Annotated in this window: 25 protein-coding genes and 1 pseudogene; 16 read left to right on the top strand and 10 right to left on the bottom strand. The window is 61.8% G+C overall.

Annotated elements, in window-relative coordinates:
* Positions 1 to 154 precede the first annotated feature (154 nt).
* Genes BN940_RS09875 through BN940_RS17955 form a run of 6 tightly spaced genes read left to right on the top strand, consistent with a single transcriptional unit; the run spans position 155 to position 4,720 of the window.
* Positions 155 to 913, top strand: a complete 759-nt coding sequence (locus BN940_RS09875) for an IclR family transcriptional regulator (RefSeq protein ID WP_043682598.1) — start codon at positions 155 to 157, stop codon at positions 911 to 913.
* A 34-nt stretch (positions 914 to 947) separates the two neighbouring features.
* Positions 948 to 1,691, top strand: coding sequence for a transporter substrate-binding domain-containing protein (locus tag BN940_RS09870; protein ID WP_043682595.1), 744 nt, complete (start codon positions 948 to 950; stop codon positions 1,689 to 1,691).
* Complete coding sequence (locus BN940_RS09865; RefSeq protein ID WP_043682593.1) at positions 1,688 to 2,356, top strand: amino acid ABC transporter permease; 669 nt, start codon at positions 1,688 to 1,690, stop codon at positions 2,354 to 2,356. The genes BN940_RS09870 and BN940_RS09865 overlap by 4 nt, the downstream gene beginning before the upstream one ends.
* Entirely contained in the window at positions 2,353 to 3,138 is a 786-nt protein-coding gene (locus BN940_RS09860; protein WP_043682590.1) for an amino acid ABC transporter ATP-binding protein, read from the top strand. The genes BN940_RS09865 and BN940_RS09860 overlap by 4 nt, the downstream gene beginning before the upstream one ends.
* A complete protein-coding gene (gene hutG, locus BN940_RS09855) occupies positions 3,135 to 4,070 on the top strand; it encodes a formimidoylglutamase (protein WP_043682587.1) in 936 nt (311 codons plus the stop codon). The genes BN940_RS09860 and hutG overlap by 4 nt, the downstream gene beginning before the upstream one ends.
* 23 nt (positions 4,071 to 4,093) lie before the next feature.
* Complete coding sequence (locus BN940_RS17955; protein WP_052355768.1) at positions 4,094 to 4,720, top strand: HutD/Ves family protein; 627 nt, start codon at positions 4,094 to 4,096, stop codon at positions 4,718 to 4,720.
* 24 nt (positions 4,721 to 4,744) lie between these two features.
* Here BN940_RS17955 and BN940_RS19225 read toward each other — a convergent pair whose 3' ends face one another.
* The 5 genes from BN940_RS19225 to tnpA form a co-directional block, all read right to left on the bottom strand.
* Positions 4,745 to 4,918: a hypothetical protein gene (locus tag BN940_RS19225; RefSeq protein ID WP_158386271.1), complete on the bottom strand. Its 174-nt coding sequence runs from the start codon at positions 4,916 to 4,918 to the stop codon at positions 4,745 to 4,747.
* A 190-nt stretch (positions 4,919 to 5,108) separates the two neighbouring features.
* Positions 5,109 to 6,623, bottom strand: coding sequence for an IS5 family transposase (locus BN940_RS09845; RefSeq protein WP_148304855.1), 1,515 nt, complete (start codon positions 6,621 to 6,623; stop codon positions 5,109 to 5,111).
* A gap of 382 nt (positions 6,624 to 7,005) precedes the next feature.
* Positions 7,006 to 8,739: an IS66 family transposase gene (gene tnpC / locus BN940_RS09840; protein ID WP_084330628.1), complete on the bottom strand. Its 1,734-nt coding sequence runs from the start codon at positions 8,737 to 8,739 to the stop codon at positions 7,006 to 7,008.
* A 21-nt stretch (positions 8,740 to 8,760) separates the two neighbouring features.
* Complete coding sequence (gene tnpB, locus BN940_RS09835; protein WP_043682583.1) at positions 8,761 to 9,117, bottom strand: IS66 family insertion sequence element accessory protein TnpB; 357 nt, start codon at positions 9,115 to 9,117, stop codon at positions 8,761 to 8,763.
* A complete protein-coding gene (gene tnpA / locus BN940_RS20310) occupies positions 9,117 to 9,470 on the bottom strand; it encodes an IS66 family insertion sequence element accessory protein TnpA (protein ID WP_043679159.1) in 354 nt (117 codons plus the stop codon). Before tnpA ends, tnpB begins: the two co-directional genes overlap by 1 nt.
* 140 nt (positions 9,471 to 9,610) lie before the next feature.
* On the opposite strand from tnpA, the gene BN940_RS18985 reads away from it, so the two are divergent.
* The 3 genes and pseudogenes from BN940_RS18985 to BN940_RS09825 all read left to right on the top strand — a co-directional run bounded on the left by BN940_RS18985 (position 9,611) and on the right by BN940_RS09825 (position 11,440).
* A complete protein-coding gene (locus BN940_RS18985) occupies positions 9,611 to 10,003 on the top strand; it encodes a hypothetical protein (RefSeq protein WP_148304940.1) in 393 nt (130 codons plus the stop codon).
* 97 nt (positions 10,004 to 10,100) lie between these two features.
* Positions 10,101 to 10,226, top strand: a pseudogene (locus BN940_RS20385) (chromate resistance protein ChrB domain-containing protein); the annotation flags it as partial.
* A 131-nt stretch (positions 10,227 to 10,357) separates the two neighbouring features.
* Positions 10,358 to 11,440, top strand: a complete 1,083-nt coding sequence (locus tag BN940_RS09825) for an IS630 family transposase (RefSeq protein ID WP_043681547.1) — start codon at positions 10,358 to 10,360, stop codon at positions 11,438 to 11,440.
* A 115-nt stretch (positions 11,441 to 11,555) separates the two neighbouring features.
* Here BN940_RS09825 and BN940_RS09820 read toward each other — a convergent pair whose 3' ends face one another.
* The 4 genes from BN940_RS09820 to BN940_RS09810 are packed head-to-tail and all read right to left on the bottom strand — an operon-like array spanning position 11,556 to position 16,266.
* Complete coding sequence (locus BN940_RS09820) at positions 11,556 to 13,673, bottom strand: copper-transporting P-type ATPase (RefSeq protein WP_242404169.1); 2,118 nt, start codon at positions 13,671 to 13,673, stop codon at positions 11,556 to 11,558.
* Between the two features lie 31 nt (positions 13,674 to 13,704).
* A complete protein-coding gene (locus tag BN940_RS18980; RefSeq protein WP_148304939.1) occupies positions 13,705 to 14,094 on the bottom strand; it encodes a hypothetical protein in 390 nt (129 codons plus the stop codon).
* A 9-nt stretch (positions 14,095 to 14,103) separates the two neighbouring features.
* The gene (locus tag BN940_RS09815) at positions 14,104 to 15,579 is read right to left on the bottom strand and encodes a Cu(+)/Ag(+) sensor histidine kinase (protein ID WP_084330625.1); all 1,476 of its coding nucleotides are present in this window, start codon (positions 15,577 to 15,579) and stop codon (positions 14,104 to 14,106) included.
* A gap of 3 nt (positions 15,580 to 15,582) precedes the next feature.
* Positions 15,583 to 16,266, bottom strand: a complete 684-nt coding sequence (locus BN940_RS09810) for a heavy metal response regulator transcription factor (protein ID WP_043682579.1) — start codon at positions 16,264 to 16,266, stop codon at positions 15,583 to 15,585.
* Positions 16,267 to 16,464: 198 nt separating this feature from the next.
* Between BN940_RS09810 and BN940_RS09805 the strand changes: the two genes are divergently transcribed.
* The 7 genes from BN940_RS09805 (at position 16,465) to BN940_RS09780 (ending at position 21,469) form a co-directional block, all read left to right on the top strand.
* Positions 16,465 to 18,297, top strand: coding sequence for a copper resistance system multicopper oxidase (locus BN940_RS09805; RefSeq protein ID WP_052355764.1), 1,833 nt, complete (start codon positions 16,465 to 16,467; stop codon positions 18,295 to 18,297).
* Positions 18,294 to 19,310: a copper resistance protein B gene (locus BN940_RS09800; RefSeq protein ID WP_084330624.1), complete on the top strand. Its 1,017-nt coding sequence runs from the start codon at positions 18,294 to 18,296 to the stop codon at positions 19,308 to 19,310. The genes BN940_RS09805 and BN940_RS09800 overlap by 4 nt, the downstream gene beginning before the upstream one ends.
* Before the next feature lie 72 nt (positions 19,311 to 19,382).
* The gene (locus BN940_RS09795) at positions 19,383 to 19,895 is read left to right on the top strand and encodes a cupredoxin domain-containing protein (RefSeq protein ID WP_148304938.1); all 513 of its coding nucleotides are present in this window, start codon (positions 19,383 to 19,385) and stop codon (positions 19,893 to 19,895) included.
* A 119-nt stretch (positions 19,896 to 20,014) separates the two neighbouring features.
* Positions 20,015 to 20,227 carry a GDCCVxC domain-containing (seleno)protein gene (locus BN940_RS19770; protein WP_084330623.1) on the top strand — a complete coding sequence of 71 codons (213 nt, stop codon included), beginning with the start codon at positions 20,015 to 20,017 and terminating at the stop codon, positions 20,225 to 20,227.
* Positions 20,224 to 20,433 (top strand): hypothetical protein, encoded by a 210-nt coding sequence (locus BN940_RS09790; RefSeq protein WP_043682576.1) that lies wholly within the window; start codon positions 20,224 to 20,226, stop codon positions 20,431 to 20,433. Before BN940_RS19770 ends, BN940_RS09790 begins: the two co-directional genes overlap by 4 nt.
* A 42-nt stretch (positions 20,434 to 20,475) precedes the next feature.
* Complete coding sequence (locus BN940_RS19765; protein ID WP_242404168.1) at positions 20,476 to 20,922, top strand: hypothetical protein; 447 nt, start codon at positions 20,476 to 20,478, stop codon at positions 20,920 to 20,922.
* Between the two features lie 58 nt (positions 20,923 to 20,980).
* On the top strand, positions 20,981 to 21,469 hold the full coding sequence (locus tag BN940_RS09780) for a c-type cytochrome (protein ID WP_420864828.1): 489 nt from the start codon (positions 20,981 to 20,983) through the stop codon (positions 21,467 to 21,469).
* A gap of 316 nt (positions 21,470 to 21,785) precedes the next feature.
* Here the strand turns inward: BN940_RS09780 and BN940_RS18540 are convergent, their stop codons facing one another.
* Positions 21,786 to 22,865: a tyrosine-type recombinase/integrase gene (locus BN940_RS18540; RefSeq protein WP_173424582.1), complete on the bottom strand. Its 1,080-nt coding sequence runs from the start codon at positions 22,863 to 22,865 to the stop codon at positions 21,786 to 21,788.
* Positions 22,866 to 22,868 lie beyond the last annotated feature (3 nt).

Raw genomic sequence — 22,868 nt, 5'->3', positions numbered from 1 at the left:
ATATTCTCACTGGATAAGAATACAAGACAAGAAATTATCAAAAAATATTTATGATGGGCTTCATTCCGTGCGGGACAGGGGGGGCCGGCCAAGGATCCGCCTCGTGCCGCCACGGTTTCGCCGCCAGCCATTTCCTCCGCGAGGGCCCATCCGCATGCAAGAAGATCACGCCGTGGCCAAAGGCAGCGCAGAGCGGGTCCTGCACGTCCTGGCGACGCTGGCCCGGCTCGGACGCGGCGCCACGATCGCCGAATTGATGGACCTGACGGGCCTGGCGCAAAGCACGCTGTACCGCCAGCTGTCCCTGCTGCGGCGCTGGGGCTTCGTGATCGGACGGGACAACGAATTCTCGCCCGGACCGATGTGCGTGCCCCTGGCCTGGGGATTCGACCAGTCCTCGTTCCTCACGCTCGAATCCCACGAAAGAATGGAAGCCCTGTCGAACCTCAGCGGGGAATCGATCGGGCTGCTCATGGCCGTCAAGCACCAGATCGTCTGTCTCGACATGGTGGAAAGCCGGCATCCGCTGCGCTGCTCCTTCGTCAAGGGACGGATGCTGCCGCTGTGCAAGGGCGCCTCGGCCAAGGCGCTGCTGGCGTTCATGCACGTCGAGCGGCGGCGCGCCGTGCTGGATCAATTGCAGCGCGACCAACTGCTCGACGATGCCGCGCGGGCCGACCTGGAACACCAGCTGGAGCGGATCCGCATCCAGGGATACGCGGTCACCAACGGCGAAGTCGACGCCGGCGTCTGGGGGGCGAGCGCGCCCCTGTTCCAGCATGACGGCCATGCCGCCGTGGCCGTCATCACCCTGATGGCGCCTTCGCTGCGGGCGCAAGGACAGGAAGAACGATTCATCGAGATGATCGTGCGCGGGGCGGCGCACATTTCATCGCGGCTGCAGAGCCTTTGACCCGAGACAAGCCCACACACCGAGGAGACTCTCCATGAAATTTTCCCAGACCTTCCGAATCACCCTGTTGGCCCTGGCGCTGGGCGGCGCGTCCGCCGCCAGCCAGGCGGCGTCCGACACCATCCGCGTGGTGACCGACCCGACGTTCCCGCCCATGGAAATGACCGTGGACGGCAAGCGGACGGGCTTCGACATCGAGCTGACCGAGGCCCTGGCCCAGGCCATGGGCAAGAAGATCGCCTGGACCGACATCGACTTCAAGGGGCTCATCCCCGCGGTGCTGTCCGGCCGGGCCGACGCCGCCATGTCGGCGATCTACATCACGGACGCGCGCAAGCAGGCCGTGGACTTCACGGATCCGTACTATGCCGGCGGGCTCGTGGTGCTGACCAAGAGCGGCGGCCCGATCAAGACGCTGAAGGACCTGGACGGCCGGCGCGTCACGGTGCAGGTCGGCACCAAGTCCGTGAACTACATGCAGCAGCACTATCCCAAGGTGCAGCGGGTCGAGGTGGAGAAGAACCAGGAAATGTTCAACCTGGTGGACATCGGCCGCGCGGACGCGGCGGTGACCGGCAAGCCGGCCGCCAAGCTGTTCGCGCAGCAGAATCCCGGCTTCACGGTGTTGGACGAGCAGATCACGACGGAGGAATACGGCATCGCCGTGAGCAAGAACGAGCCCGGGCTGACCAAGGACCTGAACCAGGCGCTCAAGACCATCCAGGCCAACGGCGTGTACCAGCGCCTGGTCGACAAGTGGTTCGAGGGGAAGAAATGAACCTGGACTTCACGCCCGCGCTCGCCGGCTGGGAAGACCTGCTGCGTGGCACCTGGGTGACGGTGGAGGTCACCGTGTGCGCGCTGCTGCTTTCCTGCTGCCTGGGCCTGCTGATCGGCATCGGCCGCCTGAACCCCCGGCGCAGGATCGTCTACAAGGCATGCAGCGTCTACCTGTCCTGCTTCCGCGGCACGCCGCTGCTGGTGCAGCTCTTCATCTGGTTCTTCGGGCTGCCCCGCTTCGGCATCCTGCTGCCGGCCTTCGTCTGCGGGGTGCTGGGCATGGGCATGTATTCGGCCTCCTACGTCTCTGAGGTCGTGCGCGGCGCGATCCAGTCCGTGGACAAGGGGCAGATGGAGGCGGCCCGGTCCCTGGGGATGTCCTCGGCCCAGGCCATGGCCAAGATCATCCTGCCGCAGGCGGTCGTGCGCATGATCCCGCCGCTGGGCAACGAGTTCATCGCCCTGATCAAGAATTCGGCGCTGGTTTCCCTGGTCACCATCCACGACGTCATGCACGAGGGCCAGAAGATCATCAGCGTGTCCTACCGCTCGCTGGAGGTCTATCTCGTGATCGCGCTGATCTACTGGATCCTCACCAGCGCCACATCGAAAATCCTGCGCCGCGTCGAGCTGCGTCTGCAGGCCGGAGGCATGGTGCAATGAGTACGTCCGACGTCATGATCAGGATCCGCGATCTCCACAAGTCGTATGGCGACAATGCGGTCCTGAAAGGAGTCGACCTGGAGGTCGACCGGTCCCAGGTCGTGGTCGTCATCGGCCCCAGCGGCTCGGGCAAGAGCACCTTGCTGCGCTGCTGCAACGGCCTGGAGGTCGCCGAGCGGGGCACCATCGAACTCTGCGGCGAGCGCCTGCTCGACGAGGGCGCGCTGATGCCCGAAAAGGCCCTGAACCACCTGCGCACCCGCGTGGGCATGGTGTTCCAGTCCTTCAACCTGTTCCCGCACCTGACCGTGCTGGAGAACGTCACCATCGGCCCGCGCACCCTGCGGGGCGCTTCGGCCGCGCAGGCCGACGAAAAAGGGCTGGCGCTGCTGACCAAGGTCGGGCTCGCATCCAAGGCCCGGGCCATGCCCAACAGCCTGTCGGGCGGGCAGAAGCAGCGGGTGGCCATCGCCCGGGCGCTGGCCATGGAGCCGGAGGTCATGCTGTTCGACGAGCCCACCTCGGCGCTGGATCCGGAACTGGTCGGCGAGGTCCTGCAGGTGATGAAGCTGCTGGCCAAGGAAGGCATGACGATGATGGTCGTCACCCATGAAATGGGCTTCGCCCGGGAAATGGCCGACACCGTGGTCGTCATGGACTACGGCCGGGTCATCGAGGCGGACCGCCCGGACGTCATCTTCCAGCAGCCCAGGCACGAGCGCACCCGCTCGTTCCTGCAGGCGGTACTCAGCAAGGGTCCCATGGAGGCGGGCGCATCATGAGCGACACACTCTGGACGGGGCGCGACGACGCGTCCGAAAGCGGGGACACCCGCCGGCTGCACCAGATCGTGCGCACCGGGCTGGACGGCTGCGGGGCGGGGGACGCCGTCCTGCTGGGCTTCGCCAGCGACGCGGGCGTGCGGCGCAACCACGGCCGTCCGGGCGCCGCGAAAGGGCCCGGGGCGATCCGGCGCATGCTGGCGAACCTGCCCGCGCACGACCTGGAACGTTTCTGGGACGCGGGCGACGTGGCCTGCGAGGGCGACGCGCTGGAAGAAGCCCAGCGGGCGCTGGCGCGCAAGGTCGCCGCCGTGCTGGACGCGGGCGCGCGTCCCGTCACGCTCGGCGGCGGGCACGAGGTCGCCTGGGCCAGCTTCCAGGGGCTGGCCGCCCATCTGGAAGGAGAGGGCGGGGCGCCGCCGCGCATCCTGGTCGTCAACCTGGACGCGCATTTCGACCTGCGCACCAGCCGGCCGGGGTCGTCGGGGACTCCTTTCGACCAGATCCTGGAATACGGCCGCGACCACGGGCTGCCCATCCGCTACGCGTGCCTTGGCGTGTCGCCCGTGGGCAATACCCGGGGGCTGTACGATCACGCCCGGGCACTGGACGTCTTTCACGTCGAAGACATGGACATGCAGGAGCGCCACCTGCCCGAACGCCTGCGGCAGATCGACGGCCTGCTGGCCGAGGCCGATCTGGTCTACCTGACGATCGACCTGGACGTGCTGCCCGCCGGCGTGGCGCCCGGCGTGTCGGCGCCCGCCGCCCTGGGCGTGCCCCTGAGCGTCGTGGAGGCCTGCGTGCTGGCGGTCAAGAAGAGCGGCAAAGTGCGCCTGGCCGACATCGCGGAGATGAACCCGGACCACGACGTCGATCACCACACGGCCCGCGCCGCCGCCCGGCTGGCCTGGCATCTGCTGAGGCCCTAGCGGATTCCGAAGGCATCCCCGTCATGTCGATGTCCCGCGGCGGATCGGCCGCGACCTGGCTGCGCTTCATCCGCGCCGCCGAGCTGCGCAAGAGTCCCTGGAAGAACGGCGGCGGCGTCACGCGCGAGATCGCGGTCCATCCCGCCGGAGCGGGCATGGACGATTTCCTGTGGCGCGTCAGCGCCGCCGACGTCGCGGCGCCCGGGCCGTTCTCGCACTGGGAGGGTGTCGACCGCGTGCTGCTCGTCACCCGGGGCGGCCCGATCCGCCTGATCCAGGAGCGCACGGAACGCGCCATCATCCTGCCGGCCGGCCAGGGCTTCCGCTTCGCCGGCGAGGAGCCTTACCGCTGCGAACTGCTCGCCGGTCCCGTGCGGGATTTCAACCTGATGCTGCGGCGCACGAAGGCGCAGGGCCACGCGCAGGCGTTCCACGGCGCGCTCGCCCGGCGCCTCGCCCCGGGACATTGGCTGTGGCACGGCTGGCGCGGAGCCTACGAGGTGGACATGCCCGGCCGCCTGAGCCGCGGCGTGCTGGAAGCCGGCGACACGCTGCATCTTTGCGTGGCGGCGGGCGACCGCCCGATCCTGAGGCTGACGCCGAAATCCCGCGACGCCTGCCTGATCGCCGTGCGGATCGAGACCGCTTGAATTGCCGGCGCGAACGGCGAAAAGTCAGCCGGGTTTCCCGTTTTTCCGCGGGTACGGCGCTCCGCCTTCGTTCTCCCAGCGCTGCGCGCAATCGCAGGCCTCGATCGGCTCGCCGCACTGCGGGCACAGCGGCTGCGATTCCCGAAGACGTTCGGGAGTCTTGCGTGCGGCATCCGGACGGGTGTCTTTCTCTGTCATGGCGTCGGCCTCCGGTAGCGGTCAAGGGCGCGTCATCGATGCCGCGCATCGCGGAGTGCAGCGAGCCGTGTCCAGAGCACGGCAAGCACCGTGATCGGCCACAGGAAGATCGTGAACAGGTAGACGTTCATACAAGTAAAACTCTGTCGATAGCTTCTTAGTCGTCCCTGAAAAATTCATTTGTCCTGTTTCAGGCCGAATTTCCGGCGATCCGAGGCCACGGATTTCGATAGGGCAGGCAGCCCACCGGATCAACCCAATCGCCTCTTGAGCCCATCATGGGCATCAGGCGTTGAATCTGACGACCAATCCACGCAATAAATCGGCACAAAAATAAAGGGCCGATGCCCTTGCGGGCAATCATGCGCAGCAGCCACTTGATATTGAAGCCTGCCGCGCACAACACCGCATGGATCGCATCACCCGTTTGGCCTTTCAAATGACAGCGATTCATTCCATGATCGCTTTTCAGATGCCCAATGACCGGCTCCACCGCCTGGCGCCGTTTAAGCATTCGGCGCTCCTGGTCGGTGAGACGTTTGAATTTGCCTCGGTGTTTAAGGCTATATTCCGGGATCTCGGCATCAACGCCTCGATAGCCCAGATCCGTGTAGACGGTCTGCGGAGCCACGTCCACCGCCTCCATCAGGATGCGGGACTGCTCCAACTGCTCGGCCAGTGTGTGGCCATCGTACGGATTGCCAGGGAAGCTGCGTGCTCCCACGATCAGATTCCCCTTCAAGGTGGTGACAATGCCCACCTTCACTCCAAACTCATAGGGCGTACGGGCCTTGCCCTTGCTGATGCACTCCACCTCATCGGCGTGCCAGCTGTAGACCTTGTCTTTTCCCTTCACCTTCGCGCCCCGACGGCTCTGAGCCGCGATCTTATGTGCGCGAGCCAATAACGGGTCCAAGGCGTCCTGGATGCTCTGCGCCAGCACTGTCTTGTTGCGCTCAATGTCACGCGCCAGACGACCCAGAATCGTGCGCTGGCGCTTGATCGTCTTATGCATGCGCCGATACTGCTTGGCATGCGCATAGCGGCCCGCTTTCCTGGCCAGCTCCCGGCCTTCCTTGGCGTAGCTCTGCTTTAACGCAATGCCGTGCGCCTTGGCCGCGCAGGCGATCTTCTGGCGCGCCACCTCCAGCAAACGGCTGTCGGTGGGATGCGCCACCGCCTTGGCTTGCACGGTGCTGTCCACTATCACCGACTGCATCGCCGTGCGCTCGATCAGCCCCAGCTTGATGGCCACCACCAAAGTCTGCACCAGCAGCTCTTCGACGCCTTCCTCACCCAACAGCCCCCGGAATCGGCTGATGGCGCTGGGATCGCACGGCAGGCGATTCTCGAAATACTCCTGCCCCGAAAAATACTGCCAGGTGGGTGCATCGCTCCAGCGTTCGCAGACGCCTTCATCGCTCTCGTTGAAGGTGTGCTTCAGATACAGCAGCGAAATCATCAGCCGCATCGGCAGCCGGGGACGCCCCGCGTTTGAATGGCCGGCCCCTACCACGGCCATCGTCGGGCCAAACAGATCAATATCCTCAACCTGCCGGCCGGTGCGCACCTGACGCGCAAAACGGTGTGCGACAGCCGCCTCCAGTTCCTGCCAAGGAATATGCGTGGCAAGCACCGCCAGGGGTTTACGCAGATCAATCATCTGGTCCAGGCGGCTGCGGAAAAAATCGTCAATCTGGCTCATGCGGTTTCGGGGCAATCTCCCAGAAAATGAGCCCCAGCGGGCTGTTTTTGGGGGATTTGATAGTCTGGAGTGGCTTTATTTTACAATAAAATCAATGAGTTATTTATAATTCAGGGCCGATTTCTTATGTAAGCCATTGACTTTAAGCTGCTTTTGTTCTGATGGCTCATAGTTTTACTTGAAAATTGTTCGGGTAAAACACTGCTACTTCCAACTTTTCTAGCAAAACTGTATAGTTTCTATCGTCAGCCGTTCCCACAACCGTAACGACCAACGGGTGCAAGATGGGAAGATACAGTCGCCGCTGCAACGAAGGGGATCTCGGCACCTCCGGCTGGAAGCGCCCCGACGAAGGTGCTCTGTAAGCGGTGCATCTACCCCATTATTCCGAGGCAGCCAGATTCATGGCTAAATCCTGGTCATGGGTATTCCACGGCAACAAGGCCTCAATTTCATCGACCGTTCTTGCCAGCGGCAGGCGTTCCAGCACGAAGCGCAGCCACGCATAGGGTTCGCGATCATTGGCCTTTGCCGTCTGCAGCAACGAGTACAGCACCGCACTGGCATGCGCCCCGGCGGGGGTGTCACTGAACAGCCACCCCTTTCGTCCGATCACAAACGGCTTGATCGCCCCGCCTTCCAGAAGGTTGTTGTCGATGGGCAGGTCGCCGCGTTCGGTGTAACGGATCAGGCGCGGCCACACTTTGCACAAATACCCCAGCGCCTCACCCAGCTTGCTCCTGGGGGTGACCAGCGGCAAGGTCTCATCCAGCCAGGCGCGCAATTTCTGCAGGATCGGCAAGCTGTGCGTCTGGCGCGCCTCGAAGCGCTGCGCATCGCTCGCGTCTTTCACCTTGGCCTCGATACGGTAAAGCCGGGCAAACAGATCCAGCGCGTAGTCGGCGCGGGCGCTCTTGCCATTGGGGCTGGAGCGTTTGGCCTCGACGAACTTTCGCCGCGCGTGCGCTGCACACGCCAGGTGCTCCACACCGGGCAAGCGGGCCACCGGCGCATAGCCTTCGTAGCCGTCCGTCATCAGGTAGCCCTGCCAGCCCTCCAGCAGACGCAACGGTACCTTCCCCGAACGGCTCTTGTCGTAATCGAACAGCACCGCCGTACGCCCCGGCGGCCCCCCGCGCTGCACCCACATATAACTTTTTGCCGTCGGACTTCGCCCCGGTTCTTTCAAGACCTGCACCGTGGTTTCGTCCATGTAGATGACCGGCGCCTCCAACAAGGTGTCGCGCGCCAGATTGTGCAGCGGCTGCAAGGCCTGGGCAAGCTTGATCATGGCCCGCGCCATGCTCTGGCGCGGCACCTCGACCTGGTGGCGAGCCAAGACCTTTTCAAAGCGCGCCAGCGGCAGGCCGTCCACGTATTTCACCACCGCCATCATCGCCAGGAAGCCGGCGCTGAAGTTGCTGCGCGGCAGGATCTGCGCCGGTGCCGGTGGCTGCACCGGAGCCTGGTCGCCCTTGGGGCAGGCGTAGCGCGGCCTCACCGTGCGGATGACACGGATCTGCATCGGCACGATGTCCAGTTGTTCACTCACGTCTTCGCCGATGCGCACCATAGGTGTGCCGCAAGGGCACTGGCGCTCATCTTCGGGTACATCAATCACGAGCTCAACGCGCGGCAGTTCCGGCGGCAATGCACGGCGGTGGCCGCGTTTGGGGCGGGCCTTGTCTTGTACAGGCGCTGGTTCCCCTTCGTGCTCGTCTTCAGTGCCGGCGGCCTGGTCAGCCAGGGCTTCGACTTCGTTAAACAGTTCGCCTTGATGTGACTCGCTACTGGGGCCGAACATCCGGTGGCGGCTCAGGCGCCACTGCTCAAGGATTTCCTGAACCTTTTGTGCAACGCCAGCGGCGACCCGTTGATCGAAGCTCGCCTCAAGGGCCTGGCGATGCGCTTCGACTTGTGCGGCCACGGTGCGTTCGATTTGTGCCGTGACGTGTTCGGTGATTTCGCGCTCAAGCGTAGGCCGCAGTTCAGCCAACACCTTTTCGCGTTCGGCCTGTAAGGCCAGGTGGAAGGCCTCGATGGTGGTCGGCAACCCCCCCGGTTGGGGCGCCGTTTCGACGTTCGATAGGAGGGGAATCGCATGGCGTTCAGACATGCGACATTATACCTCAAAATATTACATAACTGATTGATATTTCAGAGTTTTGTGAGGATAATTTGCCCATAGATCGAAGCCCTCCAGCAGCCACTCCAGCTCCTTGGGCGTGAGCGTTACAGTGGGGCCAGAGCCCGGCGCCGGCCACGCAAAACGTGCTTTCTCCAGCCGCTTTTGCCATAGGCAAAAGCCGTTTCGATGCCAGTAAAGAATCTTCATCCGGCTGCGTTGCCGATTGGCGAACACGAACAGCGCATCGCCAAACAGGTTCAGCTCCAGCTCGCTTTCCACCAGCGCCGCCAAGCCGTCGATCTGCTTTCTGAAGTCCACGGGCAGGCAGCACAGGTAGACTTGCCCGATTGAAGCGCCCGGGTGCATCAGCGCGCCTGCCCTTGCAGCGCCTGACTGACCTGGGCCAGCCACTGTGGGCTGGGCAGCCCGGGTAGCTCCAGGCGCAGGTCGCAGCCCAGCGACAGGATATAGCGGTTGACCGGGACGCTGCCGGCGTCCATGCTCACAGGCACGAACAACCGTGCGGCCGTGGCATTCGCGCTCTGGGTCGGCAACTGCGGCCCATGGCACTGAGCCTTCAGACGTCGGCGCCAATAATACAGGCTGCAGACGGCAATACCCTCACGTTGGGCGTAAGCCTTGGTGCCGATCCCTTCGCGGGTGATCGACTCCAGATGAGATTCCCAGTAAGCCTGATCCCTTTCCTTTCCATCTGACATTCTCGATTCTCCGGTATTTGTTCAACACCGATACGATGCCGGAAGGCCCGAGAGCGAACAATTATGGAGGAGATGGAGCGCTTACGGTCAACCCGCGTGGCTGGCCACATTGGGGCTATAAGTGTCCATATGAGCGCGCATTGGAAGAGCTCGAACTGGGTTGGGACCACCCCAGTCGTGTGTTATCAGCTCGCAAGGCATGGCAAGCTAAAGCTGATTTCATCAATCAGACGCCCCTTTTAAAGGATGCGGGACTAATTAATTACACGACAGATGCCGTCCTCCTAGCAAACGGTTATCTTGCCGTGGCTCCCCAGAACTGGCCTTGCTGCGAATGGAATGAAGAATCGCCTCTGACGACGCTATTAAGCGCAGCGGCGGTGTGCGAAATTGAAGTGACGGCAAGGAGAATCTTCGCGTGGCTCAACGCCATCAATTGCGGCGAGAAACCTTATGGCCAAGACCTATCAATGGGAGTCGTACAAATTCGCGACACAGGCACTGGTCTGAGTTTGGCCCAATGGGGGCCGTAGATCCCAGTGAATTCCGGTATTCGAGGGATACGCTTAGGTAATTTGTAGATATCTCTACATGATTGCAGCGATCATGACGAAGACCTATTCTTCCGCCATGACTCCTACTTCAGACTCTTGGCTGACTCTGATCGTTAGCCTTCCCTCGGCGAGTGCCACGGCCTGCATGCGGATATGGCGCGCAATCAAGACGCTGGGCTGCGCGGCCTTGCGCGACCGCGCAACCGACTACGCGCAGTGGCTGTCGGATCTGGCCGGGGCACGCAAGACGCTAGTGTTGTGTTTCATTAATTTGTTTATTTATTCAATAGTTTGAAATAAAATGGTGGACGCTTCTTTCGATGAGTGTCCACCATGAGCAAGCCGGCGGCAGAATTTCACTTGTCTGACTCGGATCGCACCGAGCTGCGAGCATGGTTGCGTAAGACCACGCTTGACCAACGGCTGGCCCAGCGCGCCAGAATTCTGCTGGAGCTGGACGCCGCGATGCCGCCTGCCAAGGTGAGTGAACGCCTGGGATTGTCGGCACCTGTGGTGTTCAAGTGGCGCAATCGGTACGAGGAACAGGGGCTTGAGGGGTTGAGGGATCTCCCGCGTCCCGGGCAGCCCCGCAAGCTCAGTGAACAGAAGGTGCACGAGATCCTCACGCTCACCACACAGCGCGTCCCGGCCGAGGCCACGCATTGGAGCTTGCGGCTGATGGCTAAGCACACCGGGGCCTCCGTCTACCAGGTACGTCAGGTCTGGCAGGCGGCGGATCTGAAGCCGCATCGGCTGCAGACCTTCAAGATCAGCAATGACCCGCACTTCGCCGAGAAGGTCGTCGACGTGGTGGGCCTGTACATGGCCCCGCCCGAGAACGCCGTCGTGCTCTCGGTCGATGAGAAGACGCAGATTCAGGCGCTCGATCGCACGCAGCCCATGCTGCCGTTGCGCCCGGGGCAGGTCGAGCGGCGCACGCATGACTACAAGCGCCACGGCACAGCGAGTCTCTATGCGGCGTTCGACATTCTCACGGGCAACGTCATGGGGCGTATCACGGCACGCCACCGCGCAAAGGAGTTCCTCGACTTCATGCGCCAGATCGACAAGGCGACAGACCCCGCCCTGGACTTGCACGTCATCCTCGACAATAGTTCCACGCATAAAACGGCGGAAGTCAAAGCCTGGCTGGCCAAGCACCCCCGCGTGAAGTTGCACTTCACGCCCACGAGTGCCTCGTGGCTGAACGCCGTCGAGCGATGGTTCGCAAGCCTTGAGCGCCGAGCCTTGTATCGAGGCGCCTTTGGCAGCGTGCAGGAGTTGCGCGAGGCCATCCGCCAGTTTATCGATACCCATAATGCCTATAGCGCCAAGCCATTTCGTTGGACCAAGAGCGCCGAGGCCATCCTCGCGAAAGTCGCGCGTGCAAGAGCGGCCACAGCTGGGTATAAATAATCGTATTAATAAAACACCACACTAGCCAGCTTGGGCGTAGCGGAGCTCAGTCGTGGAGCAGCCCGCATTACCCGGACATTCACCACCAGCACCGGCACTAGTGTTCGGGCAAGCCTCACGCACGACGCAGCCGCAGCGCATTGAAGATCACCGAGGCCGAACTCAGGCTCATGGCGAGTGCCGCAATCATGGGCGAGAGCAGCCAGCCCGTGATCGGGTAGAGGACACCGGCGGCGATGGGTACACCGATCCCGTTGTACACGAAGGCGAACAACAGGTTCTGCCGCATGTTGTGCACGGTGTCAGAGGAAATCTGGCGTGCGGCGATAATGCCGCGCAGGTCTCCCTTGACCAAGGTGATCTGGCCGCTATTCATGGCGACGTCGGTGCCGGTGCCCATGGCGATACCCACGTCGGCCCGAGCCAGCGCCGGCGCGTCGTTGATGCCATCGCCTGCCATGGCAACGATATGGCCTTCTTTCTGCAGTTTCTCCACCAAAGCCAGCTTGTCTGCCGGCTTGACTTCACCGTGTACCTCATCGATCCCCAGCTTGCCAGCAACGGACTGGGCTGTGGTCAGGCCGTCGCCTGTTGCCATGACGATGCGCAGGCCTTTTTGGTGCAGGGCGTCGATGGCTTCGCGCGTACTGGGTTTGATGGGGTCGGTGACCGCCAGAATGCCGGCGGCATGATCATCCACTGCCAAGTACATAATGCTCGCGCCTTCGCTGCGCAGCCGCTCGGCCTCTTTTCGCAACGCCGTGACGTCGATGTTCTCCTGGTCCATCAGGGCGGTGTTGCCCAACGCCAGCCGTTTGCCGCTGACTACGCCGCGCACCCCAATGCCGCTGCCGGATTCGAAATCTTCCGCCGTCGAAAGCTGTAGGCCCTGAGCCCGCGCGGCCGTCACGATGGCGTCGGCCAACGGATGCTCACTGCCCTGATCCAGGCTGGCTGCAAGGCGCAGTACCTCGTCGGACGTGAAACCGGGTGCCGGGATGACCGTATCGAAGGCGGGCTTGCCCTCCGTGAGGGTGCCGGTCTTGTCCACGATGAGGGTGTCCACCTCACGCATCTTTTCAATGGCGCCCGCATCGCGAAACAGCACGCCCTGTGTTGCTGCGCGCCCGGTGGCCACCATGACGGACATGGGCGTCGCGAGTCCCAGCGCACACGGGCAGGCGATGATGAGTACCGCTACAGCGTTGATGAGACCGAACACCCAGCGAGGCTCGGGGCCGAAGAACCCCCAGGCGAGCAGGGTGGCCACGGCGATCCCCACCACGGTGAGCACGAATTTACCGGCCACGACGTCAGCCATGCGCTGCATGGGCGCCTTGGATCGTTGCGCAGAAGCGACCATCTGCACGATCTGCGAGAGCATGGTGGCCGCACCCACCTTTTCTGAGCGCATCACCAACGCGCCGCTGGTGTTGAGCGTAGCACCGATGAGCGCATCGCCCACGCGCTTGGTGACGGGCAGGGGCTCGCCCGTGAGCATGGATTCGTCCACAGCGCTTTGCCCTTGCGTAACGACGCCATCCACAGGCACTTTTTCACCCGGGCGCACGCGTAGCAGGTCGCCCACGTGCACGTGGTTGAGCGGCACGTCCTCTTCGTTGCCATCGGCGTTGATGCGCCGTGCTGTCTTGGGGGCGAGGCCCAGCAGCGCCTTGATGGCGGCGGAAGTCTGTGACCGCGCCTTCAACTCCAGCATCTGCCCCAGCAGGGTCAGCGAAATGATGACAACAGCCGCCTCGAAGTACACGGCGACGCGCCCCATGGAGACGAAAGATTGCGGGAACACATCGGGCGCGAGTGTGGCGACCACGCTGTAGACGAAGGCGGCACCAGTGCCCAGGCTGATGAGTGTCCACATGTTGGGGCTGTGGTGCACGATCGACTGCCAGCCGCGCTCGAAGAACGTCCGGCCCGCCCAGAACACGACCGGTAGCGACAGCACGAGCTCGATCCAGCTTTGTGTGGCCATATCGAACCAGGCAAACCGATGGCCGGCCATGGCAAGCACGGTGATGATGAGCGTGAGGGGCAGCGTCCACCAGAAGCGCTGCTCGAACGCTGCGAGTTCGCTGTGGTCTTCAGTGTCCAGCGGGATGACGGGTTCGAGCGCCATGCCGCATTTTGGACAATGGCCTGGGTGATCTTGCTGGACCTCCGGGTGCATGGGGCAGGTATAGATCGTGTCTGCAGGGAGGTCCACGGGTTTGGTCATGTCCCCGCCTCCGTCGTGGCTCGGATGCGGGTCATGACGGTGTGTGTGATGATGGTCCATGCGGATTTCCTTTGAGGTCATGCAGTTTTTTCTGTGTCCAGCGTGGCCAGAGCGTGAGGGCTGTTGGGATGGGCACCGTGCCGTCACCAAACATTGCACCGAGCAGGCCGCGGTGTGTGTGAAGAACTCCCAGCCCTGCGAATGCATGCAAGCAGAGTGCAATGATCGCTACCCAGGCGCCGTAGGTGTGAATCCGGATGGCGACCAGAAACACCCACTGGGGTGCAGCGGGCAAGATATAAAGATAAACGCCCGTCGCTGCGACCAGCGCCGTGGAACACAAGAGCAGCAAGAGGATCAAGCGCTGCGCCGGATCGAAGCGGCCGTCGTGGGATGCGGTGCGCCCGTGGGTGGATGACAAGATGCATTCTCAAGTTTCTGGCCGGTCGGGCTCGAAACGGTTGAACTGATGAACAAATTCGCTGGACGATTGCGAATCGGCGCAGGGCGCGAGCGGAAGCGAAAGTTCGAATGTGGTCGCGCCAGTGGTCGATTGGGCGCCAATCCTGCCACCGTGCGCTTCGATGATGGATTTCGCGATTGCAAGCCCCAGGCCTGCGCCTTCACCGCTGCGCTGGCGCGAGGCGTCCAATCGGTAGAACCGGTCAAAGATGCGGGACAAGTGTTCCTCGGGAATGACCGGGCCAGGATTACGGATCTGCACGCCGACTTGATGGTCGGCCGTTGCCAGGTTGACCGTGACGCGATGCCCTGGCGGTGTGTACCGAATAGCGTTGGAGAGCAGGTTGCTCAGGGCGCGACGAATCATCAGCCGGTCTCCCTGAATGCACACGGGCCTTCCAGTGAGGTGCAGGCCGACTTCGCGTTCCTCGGCCCACGCACTGAAGTAGTCAAAGAGATCCTGAATCTCCACATTCAGATCGACTGTGGCGAATTCGGGTTTGAGCAACTGGTTGTCGGCCTGGGCGAGGAACAGCATGTCGCTCACCATCTTTGCCATGCGTTCGTATTCTTCCAGGTTCGAGTACAGGATCTCACGGTATTGTTCGATGTCGCGTGGCTGCGAAAGGGCGACTTCAGTCTGGGTCTTCAGGTTTGTAATGGGCGTGCGCAACTCGTGGGCGATGTCGCCGGAAAAATCCGACAGGCGCTGGAAGAGCGCCTCCAGCCGCCCGATCATGTCGTTGAAGGCTGACACCAGTTCCGTCAGCTCGACGGGCACCGTTTGCAGATCCAACCGGACGTGCAGTTGGTCCGTCCTGATTTTTCGGATGTCGCGGCTGATGCGCCGGATGGGCGCGTGACCCTGGAGTACCGCAAGCCATGTCGCGAAGATTGCAACCAGGCAGGCGATTGCAGTGAGTATCCAGAGATTGGTGTGAAAGCGCTGCAGATAGTGCAGATGAAAGTCGATGCCCGTTGCGACAGCAATCGTGACTGGTTCTGCACCCGGGCCGACGGCGGAAGGTGCCTGCACCACGGCCGCACGCAAGGTCTCACCGTTTGTTCGCCAAACGCTGACATTGTCGGCGGTGACCGTCTTGACAGGCTGGACGTCTTTGGCGAGCTGGCTCAGGCTGGGGCCTGGTGTTGCATAAATGACTGTGCCGTCTGCGGTAGAGATCTGGAATTGCGCATTGTGGTGACCGGATATCGCCTCGGCCAGGCGTTCGCGCAGTGCCTTTGGCGGGATACCCGGTGGAATCACGGCCAGGGTATGTCGCAGTGTTCGGATGACTGCATCGAGCTCGTCCACGTCCTGATGGACGAAGTGGTTGCTGATGGATCGCTCAACCGTCCAGCCAAACACCAGCAGTACGGCAGTGATGACCACCCCGATGGAGACCGTCAGCCGTACTGCAAGAGAAGCAGGGCGCCGGTTCATGAATCAGTCCGGTGCGCCGGCATCAAGCATATATCCCATACCCCGAATGGTATGGATGAGTTTGGGCTCGAAAGCGTCATCGATCTTCGCCCGCAGGCGCCGGATCGCGACATCAATCACGTTGGTGTCGCTGTCGAAATTCATGTCCCAGACCTGCGATGCGATGAGCGATCGCGGCAGCACCTCACCCTGACGGCGCACCAGGAGCTCCAGCAGTGCGAATTCTTTGTTGGTCAGGCTGATGCGCTGGTTCTGGCGCTGGACGCGGCGGCGCGCAATGTCTAGAACCAGATCGGCGACCTGCAACTGATCCTGCAGGCTTGCCGCGTTGCCGCGCCGCAGCAGGGTGCGCACCCTCGCCAAAAGCTCCGAGAAGGCAAAGGGCTTGACCAGATAATCGTCTGCGCCCAGTTCCAGCCCCTTGACGCGATCGTCCACGCTGTCTCTCGCGGTCAGAAACAGAACGGGTACCGATGACCGGGCCTCGCGTAGTGCCCGCACGATATGCCAGCCATCCACATCGGGCAGCATCACGTCCAGAATGATCAGGTCGTAGGAACCGGTGAGCGCCAGGTGATGGCCATCCAGCCCCGTGCGCACGAGATCCACGACGAAGCCCGACTTGGCGAGTCCCTGCCGTACATATTCACCCGTCTTGACCTCGTCTTCGACCAGGAGCAACTTCATGCGCCTGCCCCCTTGTGTGTTCGGGTTGCCACTAAAAGTGAGAGGAATGCAACGCAACCGTTTTCCAATTTTAGTGGCAAGGGGATGACGCCAACATGACGCTCAGATGACAGGTTTGTAATGGTGGCGTCATCGGCCTGACAGACGCGCCTGCGTAGAGTATCGGCTTCTACCTTCGCATGAACAGGAATCACATTCGTGAAACGACCTGCCGCCTCCATTACTTCCGTTCCAGCCTTGTCGCGCCGCCGCTTTGTTCAGGGGCTTGCCGCAGGCGGCGTCCTGCTGGGCCTTTCGCCCTACGCACGAGCAACTGCTGCGGCTGCGGGCACCCACACGGGCTCAGCCGCTGTCTTGCGCGGCACAGAATTCAATCTTGAAATCGGCGAATCGCCAGTGAATTTCACCGGCACCCCGCGCATGGCCACGACCGTGAATGGTTCGCTTCCCGCGCCCACCCTGCGCTGGCGAGAAGGGGACACCATCACCCTCCGCGTGAAGAATCGCCTCACCGAGCCGACTTCCATCCACTGGCACGGCATCATCTTGCCCTTCCAGATGGACGGGGTGCCAGGGTTGAGCTTTGCGGGGATCGCTCCCGGGCAGACATTTATTTATCGCTTCAAGGTGCAGCAAAGCGGCACCTATTGGTACCACTCGCACTCCGGCATGCAGGAGGCCACTGGGGTCTACGGCGCGATCATCATCGACCCCGTCCAGCCGGACTCGCTGCGATTTGACCGCGAGCACGTCATTCAGCTTTCCGATTGGACCGACGAGAATCCAATGCGGGTTCTCGAAAAGCTCAAGATGCGGGGGGACTACTACAACCACAATCAGCCGACTGCCGTGGACTTTTTCCAGGATGTTTCTCGCCTGGGGCTGAAAGCGGCCGTGGACAAGCGCAAGATGTGGAGCGAGATGCGCATGAATCCGACCGACCTGGCAGATCTGTCGGCGGATGTGCTGACTTACCTGATGAATGGCGTGACACCCGCCGGCAACTGGACAGGCCTTTTCAAACCCGGAGAACGAGTCCGGCTGCGTTTCATCAACGGTGCAGCCAATACCTTTTACGACGTGCGCATTCCCGGCCTGCCCCTGACCATCGTCCAGGCAGATGGCGTGAATGTGGAGCCAGTCACCGTCGACGAGTTTCGTTTTGGGCCTGGCGAGACCTACGACGTCGTGGTTCAACCGAAAGATGATGCCTACACCGTTTTCGCCCAGGCCATGGACCGTACGGGCTATGCGTGCGGCACGCTGACCACCCGTGAGGGGCTGACTGCTGCGGTTCCTGCGCTGGATCCCGTCGAATGGCTCACCATGGCCGATATGATGGGCGCCATGGATAAGGCTTCGGGTGGCAGCTCAGGCTCCGCTATGGCCGGGATGGATCACAGTGGTATGGCAGGCATGAATCATAGTGCGATGCCGGGAATGGACCATTCAGGGATGGCGGGGATGTCGGGCATGAATCACGGTGCAATGGCTGCCGCGCCCGCCAGCAGCCAGGTGCGACACGCGAAGACGGAATACGGCGCAAGTACCGACATGCGGGTAGACATGCCGCGCACCAATCTGGACGATCCCGGCATCGGGCTGCGCAACAACGGGCGGCGCGTGCTGACGCTCGCCGACCTGCATACGATCGATGGCGCCATGGACTCGCGCGGTGCGGAACGCGAGGTGGAACTTCACCTGACCGGCAACATGGAGCGTTATGCTTGGTCGTTCGACGGGGTCGAGTATGGGCGATCGACGCCGGTACATTTCCGCTACGGCGAACGGGTCAGGGTCATTCTGCAGAACGACACGATGATGACACACCCCATGCATCTGCACGGCATGTGGAGCGAGCTTGAAGCGCCCGATGGCCAGTTTCAAGCAAGGCGCCACACCATTCCGGTGCAGCCCGCCCAGCGGATCAGCTTTCTGGTGACTGCCGATGCCCTTGGCCGCTGGGCGTGGCACTGCCACCTGATGCTGCACATGGATTCCGGCATGTTCCGTGAGGTGGTCGTCGCATGAAAATTACCCACCCTATCCAGGATGCTGCCACCATGAAAAGCCTTTCCTCGGTGAAGATAACCCTGCTTGCTGCAGCAATGTCCGCCGCGATGGCTGTTCCCGCCCTAGCCAGCGCTCAGGCGCATTCCGGGCATGCCAGCCACAATGTTGCGACACCGGCCCCTGCCGCTTCCTCGGTGTCTCCCGATACTGGCTCTGCGGCTACACAAGAAGCGGGGCATGGCGCGATGGATATGGCAGGCATGGATCATGGCTCCATGCAGATGCAGGGGGGATCGGCACCTGCCGATGCGCGAGACCCAAATGCGTATTCCGAGGGTTATGTGCGTAACGCCGGCAAGTATGCCTTGCCGCCCTCACAAGCACTTCGGATGTCAGATGAGCACAATTTCGCGTCTGTCTACATCGATCGCCTGGAGTACGTCAGGGCACGCGGGCAAGAGTGGGGTAGCTACGACGGCGAAGCCTGGGTTGGCGGCACCTACAACCGCGCGGCCCTCAAGGCCGAAGGCGAGGTGGCGCGCGGCAAGCTGCGCGATTCCAGAACGCAATTGCTCTGGCGCCATGCGGTCTCCACGTTCTGGGATACGGAACTCGGCTTGCGGTTCGATCACGGCGCAGGCATGCCCAACCGTCAGTGGCTTGCCTTGGGCCTCAAAGGCCTTGCTCCGTACTGGTTCGATGTCGTTGCGACTGCGTTCGTGGGCTCCAATGGGCGCACAGCGCTTTGGCTCAAGACGGAGTATGACGTCCTGCTCACGCAGCGCCTGTACCTCCAGCCCAGCGTCGAGGTCAATCTTTACGGCAAAGACGACGAACGCCGGGGAATCGGCAGTGGGCTTTCGAATGGCACGGCTGGTCTGCGCCTCAAGTACGAAATCACGCGCCAGGTCACGCCCTATATCGGTGTGGAATGGGCCAGCAATTTTGGCAAAACTGCAGACTACGCACGCGCTGCAGGCGAACCGAAGCAAGAGACCCGTTTTGTGGCAGGTGTCAGCCTCCGCTTTTGATTCTGTCCGCTGATCATTTTATTGGCGACCACTGTTGGCCGCTCATTTAACCAAGTTTTCAGGAGAAATTTCATGATGAAGAAACCCTTGGCCATCCTGGCGCTCGGCGTCCTGCCGACCTTTGCCTGGGCGGCCGGTGGGCACTCGGGCGGGCATGAAGCGCCCGCTCACGGTATGCCAGGGCATGATATGTCCACCATGTCGGCAGTGGATTCTGCCATCGGCCGACCCGGCGATCCCACAAAGGTCACCCGCACGGTCGAAATTACGATGGATGATTCCATGCGATTCACACCCAGTGAAATCCCGGTGAAAGCGGGTGAGACCATCCGCTTCTTTGTGAAGAACGCTGGGAAGATCCCGCATGAAATGGTAATCGGCACCATGGCAGACCTGAAGGCGCATGCCGCCGAAATGCAGAAGATGTCAGGGATGAAGCATGCCGAGCCCAATATGATCACGCTCGCGGCAGGCAAGGTCGGCGGGCTGGTATGGACGTTCGACAAACCCGGTACGGTGGATTTTGCGTGCCTGGTCCCGGGCCATAGGGAAGCCGGGATGGTGGGCAAGGTGACAGTGAGTTGACCTTCTCATTGTGCCAAGGTTTAGGCTGCGAGTGTTGCCATTGAGATTGCGTATCGGTGCTGAAATTTTGGGCGCCGATGGCAAGCGCCTCATAGGTGGATTCTCCACGTTGGATAGCTATGGAAGCTCCGATCATCTTTGAATCTGTCGTTACCTGCCCCCACTGCGGTCATATGCAGCGGGAGGCGATGCCGGTGGATACCTGTCAGTTCTTTTATGAGTGTGGGCAATGCAAGACGTTGCTGAAACCAAAATCGGGTGACTGCTGTGTATTCTGCTCGTACGGGTCGGTGCCGTGCCCGTCTATCCAAGAAGGAAAGTGTTGCTCATGAGGAAGCCTAAAGACGTGTCTGCGCTGTTGCCTCTGTGGGTTGCCGTCGCTACCGGAGCGCTGGTGCCCGCCGTCGCACAGGCCCAAATGATGGGTGACTCGATGATGGGTGGGATGATGTGGCTCATGGCCATCTTTTGGCTGCTCATTGCAGCCGTGCTGGTGCTTGCCATTGCGGCACTGGTGAAATATCTCTTCAAGAAGTGACGACCAATCCAGGTCTTTCTGTTTGATGCTCAGGAGCGAGCTATGAATGCGAAAACGATCGTTGCGGCTTCCCTTGCCGCGTTGGCAATCGGTATGGGTGCACCCAGCATTGCTGCCACTGCCACTCAGAGTGGTTCTGAGGGCTCTGGGATGATGCAACAGGACGGTGGCTCGGGCCAAAACTCTTCCATGATGGGAAATGCGGCTTCGTCCCGTGCGATGGGTAGCGGCATGATGGGAATGCGCAGCGGAGGGCAGGGCGATGCAAGCGACGCGCACGGAGGCATGCGAGAAGGCGGGCGCATGCAGGGTGGCATGATGGGCGATGGTGCCATGGGCGGCAGCATGATGGAAGGTTGCCCGATGGCGATGGGAGCGGGCCTCGATCGCAAGACCGCCATGAAGATGCATGGCGAAATGATGCGTGCAATGGGCGATATTCTCATCAAGTACGCGGACAAGGTTCAGGAGCCTGCGGCAAAGCAGTGACCTTTCCCGGTACAAGTACGACTACTTCAACTGAACGGGGCCTGCCTCAGATCCAGCTATGATGTTTCTTCGAATCCATAAAAAATGGGCCGTTACGGCGGTGGGGGCTGTAGCGGTTGCTGGAGCTGTCTTGCTGTACTGGACGAGTCGCCCATCCAGCGCAACTTTCATTGACCCTGTAAATCAGGATCTGGTCGTGCAGGGCAAGGCGATTTACGCAAACACCTGTGCAGCCTGCCACGGCGCAAAGCTGCAGGGCCAGCCCAACTGGCGCGAGCGCCTGGCGAACGGCAGACTGCCCGCGCCGCCGCATGACCGTACGGGCCATACCTGGCATCATCCCGACGCGGTACTCTTCGACCTGGTGAAAAACGGCCTAGTACCGGGCCGCACGGCGCCGCCGGGCTATCAGAGTGACATGCCAGCGTTTGGTAACACCCTGAGTGATGAGCAGATCGTTGCGGTGCTCGCCTATATCAAGAGCACTTGGGCGTCGGACGTCCTGCGCATGCAAAGGGAAGTGACCGAGCAGCAGCAACGGCGATGACGCTGTTGGGTTACGAGCCGCTTCAATTCCATTGGAATGCTATATGCGATGCTTGTGAACCTACATCAGATATCAGGGTCGAGTGCTTATATGGTAAACATTGCCTCCGTGTAAAGGTCAAGCGACTCGGTCAGTGCACGTGCTGAAAGGCACTCAGATCGGATCGGGCAGGGGCGTATTTCTCTACGGCTCCCTTTATGGGGACTGCCATCGCCATCCGCATTACCCGGACATTCATCACCAGCATCGGCATGAGCGCACTATTTCAGGCGCCCCTCGGGTGCCGCGTAGCTGCTGGGCGCCACGCTACTATGCCTCAATCTAGCAGGCGTGCGGCTTTTGAAGAAAGCGCAGCCCCCGCACGGTGATAGCCGATGACACTTGCCACACTCGCGTGACCCGTCATGCCCATGATGTCACCCAGCGGCAGTCCCTGGCGCCCAGCCTCAGTGACAAAACCCGATCTTAAGCTGTGTGCGGCATAGTCGCCCTCTATGCCAGCTTTCGTGGCCCGTGCCTGCACGATTCTGCGGACAGCTTCTGAGCTTAGCGCCGTGCCGATGACGCCACCACGACGCACGCGCCTGAAGATTGGCCCTGACTCGATCTGTGAGGCCGCGAGCCACGCCTCGAGCGCGAGCGCTGCGCGGCCAACTACAGGCTTATTCTGATCCGCTCGGGCGATGCCTTGCTGATTGGTCTTCGATGCGCCCATCGTAAAGAGGAAGCCCTCGGGCACCCGATGGGTATTTTCCAGGGTGGCGCGTACGACCTCGGAGCGTCTGCGCCCGCCGCTTGCCCAGGCAAAAAGGAGTAGGGCGCGGTCTCGTAGGCCGATAAGGGAATCATCGCAGGTCGCGAGCAGCTGCTCTAGCGGCTCCTTGGTCAGTGCGTCTTTACGCGCCGGACCCTCACCGCGTTTGGCGTAGGCGCTACGGGTGCGTTCCATGACGAGCTGTACGGCACGACTGCGGCAGGGGTTTGGCAGATTTTTCGCTTCATGTGCTTCCGAAAGCACGGCGAGTCTGTGGCGCACTGTGGTCAGTTTGAAAGGGCCAGGCCACCGCTTGGCGCGGATCGCCACCAGGGCGGCGTCGATCGACGCCGGCAAATCATGGGCTAGGCCCGCATCACTTGCATGCTCCACATGATCCGCGATGAACTGCAGCACCGTCTTGACCGGGATGGGCAGCGCAAGCGGCGTGCCCAGGCGCAACTGATGCCAGGCCGCCCAATACTGGATGGCGGATCGATAAGAGGCGAGGGTATTTGCGGCACTGCCTTCGCGCAGCAACGCGTGGATTGCTGCACTACCCGTGAATACTTCGTCCAGTTCAGTCGCTTCCGTGCGCTGCTGCGCAACGATGCCGGAAATACCAGTCTGCGGCGTCTTCATCAG

The sequence above is a fragment of the Castellaniella defragrans 65Phen genome, from assembly GCF_000612685.1.
GTDB classification, from domain to species: Bacteria; Pseudomonadota; Gammaproteobacteria; order Burkholderiales; family Burkholderiaceae_B; genus Castellaniella; species Castellaniella defragrans.
The sequence above is the reverse complement of the archived record's forward strand: the minus strand, read 5'-3'. Positions and strand labels throughout refer to the sequence as shown.

Bases quoted from the DNA above. Each gene is read 5' to 3' on its own strand.
- BN940_RS09875 (WP_043682598.1), top strand. From the start codon at position 155: ATGCAAGAAGATCACGCCGTGGCCAAAGGCAGCGCAGAGCGGGTCCTG.
- BN940_RS09870 (WP_043682595.1), top strand. From the start codon at position 948: ATGAAATTTTCCCAGACCTTCCGAATCACCCTGTTGGCCCTGGCGCTG.
- BN940_RS09865 (WP_043682593.1), top strand. From the start codon at position 1,688: ATGAACCTGGACTTCACGCCCGCGCTCGCCGGCTGGGAAGACCTGCTG.
- BN940_RS09860 (WP_043682590.1), top strand. From the start codon at position 2,353: ATGAGTACGTCCGACGTCATGATCAGGATCCGCGATCTCCACAAGTCG.
- hutG (WP_043682587.1), top strand. From the start codon at position 3,135: ATGAGCGACACACTCTGGACGGGGCGCGACGACGCGTCCGAAAGCGGG.
- BN940_RS17955 (WP_052355768.1), top strand. From the start codon at position 4,094: ATGTCGATGTCCCGCGGCGGATCGGCCGCGACCTGGCTGCGCTTCATC.
- BN940_RS19225 (WP_158386271.1), bottom strand. From the start codon at position 4,918: ATGACAGAGAAAGACACCCGTCCGGATGCCGCACGCAAGACTCCCGAA.
- BN940_RS09845 (WP_148304855.1), bottom strand. From the start codon at position 6,623: ATGAGCCAGATTGACGATTTTTTCCGCAGCCGCCTGGACCAGATGATT.
- tnpC (WP_084330628.1), bottom strand. From the start codon at position 8,739: ATGTCTGAACGCCATGCGATTCCCCTCCTATCGAACGTCGAAACGGCG.
- tnpB (WP_043682583.1), bottom strand. From the start codon at position 9,117: ATGCACCCGGGCGCTTCAATCGGGCAAGTCTACCTGTGCTGCCTGCCC.
- tnpA (WP_043679159.1), bottom strand. From the start codon at position 9,470: ATGTCAGATGGAAAGGAAAGGGATCAGGCTTACTGGGAATCTCATCTG.
- BN940_RS09825 (WP_043681547.1), top strand. From the start codon at position 10,358: ATGAGCAAGCCGGCGGCAGAATTTCACTTGTCTGACTCGGATCGCACC.
- BN940_RS09820 (WP_242404169.1), bottom strand. From the start codon at position 13,673: ATGACCAAACCCGTGGACCTCCCTGCAGACACGATCTATACCTGCCCC.
- BN940_RS09815 (WP_084330625.1), bottom strand. From the start codon at position 15,579: ATGAACCGGCGCCCTGCTTCTCTTGCAGTACGGCTGACGGTCTCCATC.
- BN940_RS09810 (WP_043682579.1), bottom strand. From the start codon at position 16,266: ATGAAGTTGCTCCTGGTCGAAGACGAGGTCAAGACGGGTGAATATGTA.
- BN940_RS09800 (WP_084330624.1), top strand. From the start codon at position 18,294: ATGAAAATTACCCACCCTATCCAGGATGCTGCCACCATGAAAAGCCTT.
- BN940_RS09795 (WP_148304938.1), top strand. From the start codon at position 19,383: ATGATGAAGAAACCCTTGGCCATCCTGGCGCTCGGCGTCCTGCCGACC.
- BN940_RS19770 (WP_084330623.1), top strand. From the start codon at position 20,015: ATGGAAGCTCCGATCATCTTTGAATCTGTCGTTACCTGCCCCCACTGC.
- BN940_RS09790 (WP_043682576.1), top strand. From the start codon at position 20,224: ATGAGGAAGCCTAAAGACGTGTCTGCGCTGTTGCCTCTGTGGGTTGCC.
- BN940_RS19765 (WP_242404168.1), top strand. From the start codon at position 20,476: ATGAATGCGAAAACGATCGTTGCGGCTTCCCTTGCCGCGTTGGCAATC.
- BN940_RS09780 (WP_420864828.1), top strand. From the start codon at position 20,981: ATGATGTTTCTTCGAATCCATAAAAAATGGGCCGTTACGGCGGTGGGG.
- BN940_RS18540 (WP_173424582.1), bottom strand. From the start codon at position 22,865: ATGAAGACGCCGCAGACTGGTATTTCCGGCATCGTTGCGCAGCAGCGC.